Source organism: Yersinia sp. 2542 StPb PI, assembly GCF_048593855.1.
GTDB classification, from domain to species: domain Bacteria; phylum Pseudomonadota; class Gammaproteobacteria; order Enterobacterales; family Enterobacteriaceae; genus Yersinia; species Yersinia enterocolitica_E.
Window position 1 is genome coordinate 1 of sequence record NZ_JAZGQA010000168.1, and the last position, 9,203, is coordinate 9,203.

Genomic DNA, 9,203 nt, shown 5'->3' on the forward strand with positions numbered 1-9,203 from the left:
CTGCCGAAATTACAGCAAATAACAAAATCAACTGTTTAATTAATTCCTCGCTCATTGTTCAAATACCTTATATATTTCATCGCCAGCGGCCTCTCCTAACGCTCCACCTGCTTCACCTCCGGCATAGCCCATCGCTCCCCCCACTATTAGGCCACATAGTAGAACCCCTGCGCCCAATGTTTGTGGCCCTAGAGCTAGACTACAGGCCCACATCCCTGCTGCGCCACCACCAATGCCTCCCGCGGTTCCTAGGGTGAAACTACCAGCTTCGGTATATTTCTTTCTGGTGCATTCGTTTTCTCGCCCTACAGAGCAGGCTTCATTGACTTCATTTATTGAGTGTAGAGCACTAAATCCAATAGCCGCATATCCTGTGTAACGCATCGCCTTAATAAGTTTTGCAGAACGTTCAATATGGGTTGCATAGCCTTCAATATCACCAACACCACTCTTACTCCATTCATGCATTATCGATGATGTTGATAGACCAAGAGCATTTTTAATTTTGGTATATTCACCTAACTTCAAACTTTTCCCAAGAAATCCATTTTTAATGATTTTATCTAGCTTATTAAATAACTGGCGACGTTCAACAAAGAATTGTTCGCCAATTAATGTTCCTCTCGTCAGATACTGGTTTTTATAGGTAGAATGGATCTTGCTCAGGATGTCTTCGATTTGTTGGAAGTATTTACCAGCAGAGTCTGCGGCTAGCCCAATTCCTTTATCAGCAATGCTGGAAAAATTAGCGATTGTTGCATAATGCTTGTGCATGAAATTGGCTTCATCGTCGGTGAGACTGGATAAAGCGTCATCAACCCGTATTTTAGCTTTCTTCAACGATTCAATTTGGTTGGCATCTTGCTTATCTGGATCAACAACCATAACGATAGAACCAGCTTTTAGAGGGTGGATACCGTTTAGCTGGCTGTACAATTCTTTGCTGCCAGCAGGTGGTTGTCGAAACAACCAATTACCATAATCGCCAACCGATGAAGGGAAATGTACTACACAGAAGCCAGCATCTACCGCTTCTCTTTTAGTTTCTGTTACTACAGGTTGCGTTGGAGTTACCAGCCTCTTCGCTACTTGTGCGAACTGTTGTGGCTCTGCCATCGCAGGACGTGCCACTGTGACCGTTTGTGGCTGTCGCTCTACTATTGGATCAACCACCTGCCTCGCCATGCCGATAACGACATGATTTGGACATCGACACATCACACGATCACCCGTTGCCACAAACGGCCGATCTTCTGACCAATCTGACACCGTGCCAATAATTTGAAATGTACCCTTACACACTCCACACCACGCGAGATCCCCGGACTGTGCAACCGCTTTCAAACCTTCGAACCACGTCGATGACGCCGACCGAATCTCTCCGTGAGTCGTTTTGTCACCCAAACAAGCTAGCGAACGAGCCATAAACATCCCTTATTTATCCATTTGCCAATATCAATTTGGCAATCTGCCCAAAAAGGTAAGGGATAATGATGGATCAGGCAAATAAAAACTGAAATTGTGTTTTATGTGTAGAAAGTGAAATAGGGCAGACAATAGGCCTCCCCCAGCAAGTGAGAGACATCGTCGGGCTGCGCTAAGACAATTAGCCTGCTATGATGGGATACAAACTGAGATACACACTAACCTTATAACTACGTGTAAATGCAGCAGGAAACGGCCTTTCATTTGGCTACTTGCCTTACCGGTCAACTCCACTCATTCCACAAGACCCCGCTTCGGCGGGGTTTTTGTTTGGTCTTAACGTTGATAGCGTAAGGCATCCACGAACAACGAAAATGCGGTGGTATGCTGCCTGCGGCTCGGATAGTAGAGGTAATAACCGGGGAAAGGCTCACACCACTCTTTCAGCACCCTGATTAGATTGCCACTGGTAATTTCAGCTTTTACCGCATCCTCTGGTACGAATGCCAGACCAAAACCCATGGCGGCGGCATCAATGCGTTGTCGCAAACTGTTAAAGGTCAGTTGCCCATCAACACGAACTCTTAATTCATGCCCCTCTTTTTCGAATTCCCACGCATAAAGGCCACCCATTGTCGGCAGGCGCATATTGATGCAACGATGATTTTGCAGATCTGCCGGAGTGGTGGGTATGCCATATTTAGCCAAATATGAAGGTGAGCCAACGACAGCCATACTCATATCCGGCCCAATCCGTACCGCAATCATATCTTTTGCTACCTGTTCTCCAAGGCGGATGCCGGCATCAAATCGTCCACTGACAATGTCGGTTAAGGTGTTATCGACCGTGATTTCCACATTAATGTCCGGGTAATCGGCGAGAAATGATTTCAATACCGGCCAGAGAGTCGAGTCCACGGCGTGTTCGCCAGCAGTGACACGAATATTCCCCGCAGGCCGCTCGCGCATTTCGCTTAAGGCATCCAGTTCACTCTCAATTTCTGCAAAACGTGGTCCCAGACTGTTTGCCAGTCTTTCTCCCGCTTCTGTCGGGGCAACGCTGCGGGTGGTGCGGGTCAATAAGCGAAGCTTAAGTCGTTCTTCCAACCCACGAATGGAATGACTTAAGGCCGATTGTGAAACCCCCAGTTTTGCCGCCGCTTTGGTGAAGCTTCGCTCCCTGGCAACCATAAGAAAGGAAATTAAATCGTTAAAATTCTCTTTTAACATCAGTCTCTATACCTGTTTAGCTGCCTGTGTGTTCCAGTATAGTTAAATTTATGAGTTAAATTCATATACCCATGCACATTTATCCATCTAATCCTCTGCTCGGACATTTGCTACCTTTTTTGCTACCGACATTCATTTAATGAATGCCTCGTAATGACAAATAAATTACAGGTAGGAGTAAAAGAAATGCAAAAGCGCACATTGGGTCGCAGTAATCTCGACGTGTCCGCCATGGGCTTAGGCTGTATGGGGATGAGTTTCAGTTATGGTCCGGCTGCCGATAAACAGGAGATGATCTCTTTGTTGCACAAAGCGGTGGACCTTGGCGTGACATTCTTCGATACCGCAGAGGTCTATGGGCCTTACACCAATGAAGCATTATTGGGTGAGGCGCTGGCACCTCTGCGCGATAAAGTGGTGATTGCGACCAAATTTGGTTTTCAGGCTGATCCGAACGGCGGGCCAAAATGGATCGGTTTAAACAGTCGACCAGAGCATATTAAAAAAGTGGCGGAAGCCTCACTCAAACGGCTGAAAACGGATGTTATTGACCTGTTTTATCAACATCGCGTCGATCCCAATGTACCCATTGAAGATGTGGCCGGTGCAGTACAGGATTTAATCAAAGAGGGTAAAGTAAAACACTTTGGTTTATCTGAAGCTGGGGCAGCGACCATTCGCCGAGCTCACGCTGTTCAGCCGGTAACCGCCCTGCAAAGTGAATACTCAATATGGTGGCGTAAGCCGGAGCAAGAAATCATACCAACGCTGGAAGAACTTGGCATTGGTTTGGTGCCTTATAGCCCACTGGGTAAAGGTTATCTGACGGGTAACATGAATCAATCAACCCAGTTTGCCAGTGATGATTTTCGTAGCACGTTACCACGATTTACTCCCGAAGCCTTGGCCGCTAATCAGGCGTTAATCACCTTGATTCAGCAGGTCGCTGACCAAAAGGGTAGCTCGCCCGCGCAAATCGCTCTTGCCTGGTTGCTGGCGCAGAAACCCTGGATTGTACCGATCCCCGGTACGCGCAGACTGAATCGGTTAGAAGAGAATATTGGTGCGGTGAATGTAGAGTTGACCACTGCTGATCTGCAACAGATTAATAACGCGGCTGCACAAGTAACGATAATGGGTGATCGCTACCCCGAAACATTGGAGAAGCTTACTGGATTGTAATTTGTTCGCTTAATATCAGAGCAGAAATAGAGGCGGGATTGCTACTTTACAGGCCTATACTCTCTAGGTAGCAATTTCCTTGAAACCAACTTTTTCTGTACTCAAACTGTTTACTCTCGACGTTCTTTACGGTTTATCTAGCTTCAAATCACAGTGTTTATGATACCGGAGATACATCATGACGATAAAAGTTCTCGGTTATGCAGCCAAATCCGCACAAGTTCCCCTTGCCCCACTCGAGTTTACCCGTCGCGATCCGCGTCCTGATGATGTGGTGATGGATGTGCTCTATTGCGGTGTCTGTCACTCAGACCTGCATCAGGCGCGTAACGACTGGGGGTTCAGCAGCTATCCGCTGGTACCCGGGCATGAAGTGGTGGGGCAAGTCACCGCCGTGGGTAACAGTGTCACGAAATTCAAGGTGGGTGATTTTGCCGGAATTGGCTGCATGGTGGACTCCTGCCGAGTGTGCCAACCCTGTCAACAGGGCCTGGAGCAGTATTGTGCAGAGGGCAATGTGCAAACTTACAATGGTGTTGATCGCCACGACCATACACCAACCTATGGTGGCTACTCACAATCCATTGTAGCTTCTGAAGATTTTGTGCTGAAAATGCCTGCTGGTTTGGATTTGCAAGCTGCCGCGCCACTACTGTGTGCCGGTATTACCACCTGGTCGCCGCTGCGCCATTGGAAAGTGGGTAAAGGCAGTAAAGTCGCGGTAGTTGGCTTGGGTGGCTTGGGTCATATGGCATTAAAGCTGGCGAATGCATTAGGGGCTGAAGTGACGCTCTTTACCCGTTCACCGAGTAAAGAGGCTGATGCTCGTCGTTTAGGTGCACATCATATTGTGTTATCCACCGATGATGCACAAATGGACGCGACCAAAGGGCAATTCGATCTGATTATTGATACCGTGCCTTATGTCCATGATATCAACCCGTACATGCCGACACTGAATGTGGATGGCACCCTGGTATTTGTTGGTTTTCTTGGTGATCTTAGCCCAATGATAAACACCATGCCATTGATTCTGGCACGGCGTTCGGTGGCCGGTTCATGTATTGGCGGCATTGCTGAAACACAGGAAATGCTCGATTTCTGTGCTGAACACGGCATTGCTTCAGATATAGAGATGATCAAGATTCAGGATATCAACGACGCCTATGAGCGGATGCTGAAAAGCGATGTGAAATACCGTTTCGTGATCGATATGGCGTCGTTAAAACCGTAATTATACTGGGAGTCACGTGGGGGGAACCTCGCATTTTTCCCATTAAATTTTAGCTGGCGTGCTCGCCCATATTCACGCAGGCAAATCGATGAGCAGGGCACGCAGCGGCGTTTCAGCTTTAATCACCAGATGCCGTTCTTCTTGTACAAAAGCACCATCACCGCAGGTCAGGCGCTGAGTTTCACTGGCTTGCGGCCCATCCACCGTTACTGTTCCGTGAATGGATTGCAGATAAGCCCTGGGGCCGTGTAGGTCAATGGTGTACTGTTCGCCCGCGGCTAAATCCAGATGATGAATCCATACTTGCTGACGCAGTTTCAGGCTGCCCTGCTCACCGTCAGGAGACGCTAGTAGCCTTAGTGGCTGCGTGCATAATGACAGGTGCTGGGCGGGATTGCTTTCCTGCTCAGGGCAGGCATTGAGCCATAACTGAATGCGAGTTAATGGCTTATCAGTACTCAAATTATGCTCGCTATAGCTGACACCTGATTGAGCAGAAAAGAGCAACACATCGCCAGTTTTACCGCGCACATAGTTACCCAGACTATTTCGATACTCAGCCTCACCTTGTAAAATCAGGTTTAAAATATCAACCTGCGGATAAGTTCGTGGTTGAAATGAGGATCCCGGTGCTAACACTTCCTGATTCAAAACGCGCAGTGAGGCATAGCCCAATAGCTTCGGGTCAAAATAGTGGCCGAATGAGAAAGTATAACGGGCTTGGAGCCAACCATAGTCAGCTTGCCCGCACTGTTTTGCTGTTCTGCATGTGATCATGACAATGATTGCCCTATCCTGATATTAATTGATAAAGAGATGGTAAGCGTCTGGACGACGGATTGTTAGCCAGTTAATCTGGTCGCTATATTCAAATTTCCTGATTGAGAAAATGATGGCCAAAGATCGGGCGCTAACGTTAGAAGCATTGAGAGTAATGGATGCTATTGACCGCCGTGGTAGTTTTGCCGCGGCGGCTGATGAATTGGGGCGGGTACCTTCTGCGCTGAGCTATACCATGCAGAAACTTGAAGATGAGCTTGATGTGGTGTTGTTCGACCGCTCCGGGCATCGCACCAAATTTACCAATGTTGGGCGGATGCTACTGGATCGCGGGCGGGTGTTACTGGAGGCCGCAGACAAACTGACCACCGATGCTGAGGCACTGGCGCGCGGCTGGGAAACACATATCACGATTGTCAGTGAGGCATTGTCTCCGGCATGGAAACTGTTCCCGTTGATCGACAAACTGGCGCTCAAAGCTAATACTCAGGTCTCCATTTTTACCGAAGTATTGGCCGGGGCATGGGAACGGTTGGAGCAAGGGCGGGCTGATATCGTCATTGCGCCCGATATGCATTTCCGTGCATCTTCAGAGATTAACAGCCGTAAACTGTACAAAGTGACTAGTGTCTATGTTGCCAGCCCAGACCACCCCATTCATTTGGAACCAGAGCCTCTGTCAGAACTGACCCGAGTGAAATACCGTGGTGTCGCCGTCGCGGATACCGCTCGTGAGCGGCCAGTTATCACGGTGCAATTGCTGGATAAACAGCAACGTTTGACGGTCAGCACTATCGAAGATAAGCGGCGGGCATTATTAGCCGGTTTGGGTGTGGCGACCATGCCTTATGAAATGGTAGAAAAAGACATTGAAGCGGGCCGTTTACGGGTCGTCGGGCCAGAGTTCAGCCGTGAGGCCGATATTATTATGGCATGGCGGCGTGACAGCATGGGGGAAGCTAAGTCGTGGTTCCTGCGAGAAATCCCTAGATTGTTCGCTAATAAGTAAACGGCTACTGCGCGTTAATCTGTTAATAAAGTGAAACGTGTATCTCGTCCATGTGGCTCCAGCAGGTCTTGCTGTGGGCCGATGGAGATAATCCCGTAAGGGTTTATAGTGCCGTGGCTGCGATAGTAGTGATTGCGGATATGGGCAAAATCTACTGTTTCAGCGACGCCTTGAATTTGATAAATATCGCGTAAAAAGCCATATAAGCTGAGATAATCGCTGATACGGCGCTTATCACATTTGAAATGAGTGACATATACCGGATCAAAACGCACCAATGTGGTCCATAAACGCAAATCCGCTTCCGTCAGTTGGCCGCCAGTCAGATATCGCTGTTTCGCCAGAATCTGTTCCAGCTTAGCCAATGCATCAAATAAGGTATTAACTGCCTCGTCATAGGCTTCCTGTGTAGTGGCGAATCCCGCCTTATACACCCCATTATTGACCTGATCGTAAACCCACCCGTTAATATCATCAATATTACTGCGTAACGCTGTAGGGTAATAATCCCCCGCTTTAGCGCCGACTCCATCAAAAGCAGTATTGAACATACGAATGATATCGGCAGATTCATTGCTAACGACGGTCTGTTGCTGCTTATCCCATAACACCGGAACGGTCACCCGCCCGCTATAATTTGCATCGGCGCGCAGATAAAGCTGATAGAGATAGTCAAGATGATAGAGTTCGTCGCCGGTGGCGGCAGGAAAATCATTAGCGAAGGTCCAGCCATTCTCCAGCATCAGTGGATGTACCACAGAAACTGAAATCAGTGACTCTAAGCCTTTCAATGTGCGCATGAGTAAAGTGCGGTGTGCCCATGGGCAGGCAAGAGAAACATACAGATGGTAACGGTGTGCTTCGGCTTTAAAGCCAGCTTTACCTTGTGGGCCAGCTTGCCCGTCAGCAGTCACCCAATTGCGGAACTGTGAGGTACTGCGTTTGAAATGACCACCGGTAGATTTTGTGTCGTACCAGATGTCTTTCCACATGCCGTCTACGAGCTGTCCCATCCAATCCCCCCGCGTTCTTGAAATTGTAGCGTTGTTAGCTGCTCTTATTCATCCGAATCACTTGCCTGAGTAAGTTCATCGGGATTAATGAGCCTCATCCTTGAGGCTCACCCTACGGGCTAGCATAAATGCTGTTCAAATTGGTTCCCAATTTGTCATTCGCTTGCAGCCAGGCTGCAACTCCAATTACTTTGGGGATTGCATTTTATAGTATAGCCTTACCATTTCTTACCCAGCAGACGGTCAATACTGAAACCACCCGGGCCGGCAACCGCCAACACAATGAAACCGCCAGCGATGGTTAGGTTTTTCATGAACATCAACTGGTTAACGCCTTCCGCAAAGTTAGTGTGGAAGATAAGTGCCGTCAGAATAGTGAAACCCGCAGTGAACAGTGCAGTGGTACGGGTCAGGAAACCAAACAGAATTGCCAGACCGCCACCAAATTCCAACAAAATGGTCAATGGCAGGAAGAAGCCTGGGACACCCATTGCTTGCATATATTGTTGTGTGCCAGCATAGGCATCACCCATTTTGCCGTAACCGGCTACAATAAACAGAATCGGCATCAGAATGCGTGCTACCAACAGGCCAGTATCTTGTAATTTGTTCATCGACGACTTCTCCAAAAAGTTGTTCTATTAATGCCTGGCATCTGCGGGCGTTAATGGTTAATCAAAGGTGCTTGTGTGTGGTCGCTTGCCGGTGTTATCCCGCAAACTCCCTGAGTTGATGAGAGAATGTTAGTTGAGAAGTAGAGAAGTTGTTAGCAAGTAAAACTGTCTGTTTTTATCAAAAAAACTGAAGTGTAAGCAGATTAAAGCCGAAAAACGGTCTGTTTAGGCATAAGAAAGGGGGAAGGGCCGTCAGTAGCCCGCATGAGATATCGATATGCCACCAAGTGAAGTAACGGCTGGTTAACGTAAGAGAAAAGTGTTACGAAACAATCGGATGGTTCCCCATAATCCAACCGCTCGACGCGACCAGCGGATAAATTTACTCGGGTGGCGGATACCGTATAGCGCGACCAGACTGGAGCCAATCATCAAATATTTTCGCATACCGACGATTTGTGCCCAACCGCGATCATAAGGTGCAGTGACCTCAAGCCAATGTGCGGCGCTGTTGGCGAGATCCAGACGTTGTTGCTGGATCTCATGTAACAATGCGGCCTTTTCCTGTGCTAATTTACGGCGGCTCAACGCTCTTTCTCCAATAACTCGCGATCCGTTTCCAGTTGCTTACGGGTAGAACCCAGCAGTGTGGAGCGGCGCGCCTTGGTGAGAGTCCAGATAATACCGATTATCGCTAGTGCTAATAGCACGGCAGT

At 48.2% G+C, this 9,203-nt stretch carries 9 protein-coding genes; 3 read left to right on the forward strand and 6 right to left on the reverse strand.

Annotation, left to right across the window (positions count from 1 at the left end; all coding sequences use genetic code 11):
• Positions 1-51: 51 nt before the first annotated feature.
• Both V1952_RS16985 and V1952_RS16990 read right to left on the reverse strand, forming a co-directional pair.
• Complete coding sequence (locus tag V1952_RS16985; RefSeq protein ID WP_420075168.1) at positions 52-1,425, reverse strand: PAAR domain-containing protein; 1,374 nt, start codon at positions 1,423-1,425, stop codon at positions 52-54.
• Between the two features lie 336 nt (positions 1,426-1,761).
• Entirely contained in the window at positions 1,762-2,655 is an 894-nt protein-coding gene (locus tag V1952_RS16990) for a LysR family transcriptional regulator (RefSeq protein WP_420075169.1), read from the reverse strand.
• Between the two features lie 186 nt (positions 2,656-2,841).
• On the opposite strand from V1952_RS16990, the gene V1952_RS16995 reads away from it, so the two are divergent.
• Positions 2,842-3,837, forward strand: a complete 996-nt coding sequence (locus V1952_RS16995; protein WP_372560452.1) for an aldo/keto reductase — start codon at positions 2,842-2,844, stop codon at positions 3,835-3,837.
• 178 nt (positions 3,838-4,015) lie between these two features.
• Positions 4,016-5,071 (forward strand): NAD(P)-dependent alcohol dehydrogenase, encoded by a 1,056-nt coding sequence (locus V1952_RS17000; protein ID WP_372560453.1) that lies wholly within the window; start codon positions 4,016-4,018, stop codon positions 5,069-5,071.
• 72 nt (positions 5,072-5,143) lie between these two features.
• On the opposite strand, the gene V1952_RS17005 is transcribed toward V1952_RS17000, so the two are convergent.
• Positions 5,144-5,848, reverse strand: coding sequence for a pirin family protein (locus V1952_RS17005; RefSeq protein ID WP_083162317.1), 705 nt, complete (start codon positions 5,846-5,848; stop codon positions 5,144-5,146).
• Positions 5,849-5,963: 115 nt separating this feature from the next.
• Here V1952_RS17005 and V1952_RS17010 point away from each other — a divergent pair, with 115 nt between their 5' ends.
• The gene (locus V1952_RS17010) at positions 5,964-6,860 is read left to right on the forward strand and encodes a LysR family transcriptional regulator (RefSeq protein ID WP_083162318.1); all 897 of its coding nucleotides are present in this window, start codon (positions 5,964-5,966) and stop codon (positions 6,858-6,860) included.
• Positions 6,861-6,874: 14 nt separating this feature from the next.
• Here V1952_RS17010 and V1952_RS17015 read toward each other — a convergent pair whose 3' ends face one another.
• From V1952_RS17015 to V1952_RS17025, 3 genes are all read right to left on the reverse strand, one after another.
• Entirely contained in the window at positions 6,875-7,873 is a 999-nt protein-coding gene (locus V1952_RS17015; RefSeq protein WP_083162319.1) for a glutathione S-transferase family protein, read from the reverse strand.
• Positions 7,874-8,091: 218 nt separating this feature from the next.
• Entirely contained in the window at positions 8,092-8,487 is a 396-nt protein-coding gene (locus V1952_RS17020; protein WP_004714887.1) for a DoxX family protein, read from the reverse strand.
• 303 nt (positions 8,488-8,790) lie between these two features.
• Positions 8,791-9,075, reverse strand: a complete 285-nt coding sequence (locus V1952_RS17025; RefSeq protein ID WP_372560454.1) for a YqjK-like family protein — start codon at positions 9,073-9,075, stop codon at positions 8,791-8,793.
• Positions 9,076-9,203: the final 128 nt, after the last annotated feature.

Excerpts from the sequence above, each read along its gene's own strand:
- V1952_RS17000 (WP_372560453.1), top strand. The coding sequence starts at position 4,016 with ATGACGATAAAAGTTCTCGGTTATGCAGCCAAATCCGCACAAGTTCCC.
- V1952_RS16985 (WP_420075168.1), bottom strand. The coding sequence starts at position 1,425 with ATGGCTCGTTCGCTAGCTTGTTTGGGTGACAAAACGACTCACGGAGAG.
- V1952_RS16990 (WP_420075169.1), bottom strand. The coding sequence starts at position 2,655 with ATGTTAAAAGAGAATTTTAACGATTTAATTTCCTTTCTTATGGTTGCC.
- V1952_RS17020 (WP_004714887.1), bottom strand. The coding sequence starts at position 8,487 with ATGAACAAATTACAAGATACTGGCCTGTTGGTAGCACGCATTCTGATG.
- V1952_RS17010 (WP_083162318.1), top strand. The coding sequence starts at position 5,964 with ATGGCCAAAGATCGGGCGCTAACGTTAGAAGCATTGAGAGTAATGGAT.
- V1952_RS17015 (WP_083162319.1), bottom strand. The coding sequence starts at position 7,873 with ATGGGACAGCTCGTAGACGGCATGTGGAAAGACATCTGGTACGACACA.
- V1952_RS16995 (WP_372560452.1), top strand. The coding sequence starts at position 2,842 with ATGCAAAAGCGCACATTGGGTCGCAGTAATCTCGACGTGTCCGCCATG.
- V1952_RS17005 (WP_083162317.1), bottom strand. The coding sequence starts at position 5,848 with ATGATCACATGCAGAACAGCAAAACAGTGCGGGCAAGCTGACTATGGT.